Genomic DNA, 816 nt, shown 5'->3' with positions numbered 1-816 from the left:
CTGGGCAAGGCAACCCGGCACAACATGCTTGTGAAGGCGGAATGCAGTTGCGGCAATGTCCGCTACTGCCGTTCGGCTGACCTGACGATGGTATATGGCGACGGCGCTGATCCGCTGAAGCTGAGGTTCGATTGCAGCCGCTGCAAGCCGTCGGTGAAGATCACGCTTCTAGAGGTGCACCCGGAGCACCTGCCGAAGCGGCTGATGATCCACAAGCCCATGAAGATCGATGGCAAGATCCATTGGACCACAGAGCGGTTCCGCGGATGACAGACCGCCTCAAGATCCACCTCGCCGACCAGGGCGGCTTCGAAGCCGTCGACGGCAGCACTGTGCTTGCTGCTTTCGAAGATGCTGTCGAGGCGTTCGAATTCGCCCGCGACCGCGGCGCCCGTGTCTGGTTGGATTGGGACAGAACCGTCATAGGTGGGGAAACGGTGCCCGGAGAGATACCTGGTCATGGACGACCTCTACCTCCGATCCACGCTTCCGACTTCATGGCGGACAGCGAGGAACCGCCGACACAAAGGAGCAATCGGTGTTCGAGCTCGAACGAGAGTTCACGCGCTTCATCGCCGAGACGAAAAAAGGGCGTGCGACGTATGGGAGCGTCTTTCCAAACCGAAAGAAGTTCGAACTCCTGGCGCCTGAGAGCTGGATGCTGTCGGATCCCTCCGCAAGGCCTGGGAGCGTTTTCGGCTTCCGGTGCTGCCGTCCAAAGTTTATGATCTAGCTAGGGTCAGGACCCATTAATTTGTTGAGTTGATCTCTGTTGGGTGATTCAAGGTGGCAGGAGGTGCCGCCTTGAGTGATTTG

At 58.7% G+C, this 816-nt stretch carries 1 protein-coding gene; it reads left to right on the top strand.

Going from position 1 to position 816, the window contains the following annotated elements; translation table 11 throughout:
• A partial coding sequence (locus tag NKJ17_RS33910) for a hypothetical protein (protein ID WP_352692068.1) occupies positions 1 to 270 on the top strand: 270 nt, incomplete at its 5' end.
• Between the last annotated feature and the right edge of the window lie 546 nt (positions 271 to 816).

The organism is Mesorhizobium sp. M0208, assembly GCF_040322015.1.
In the GTDB taxonomy this organism is placed as follows: Bacteria; Pseudomonadota; Alphaproteobacteria; order Rhizobiales; family Rhizobiaceae; genus Mesorhizobium.
Note: the sequence above shows the minus strand (reverse complement) of the source record. Positions and strands in the feature narration are given on the sequence as shown.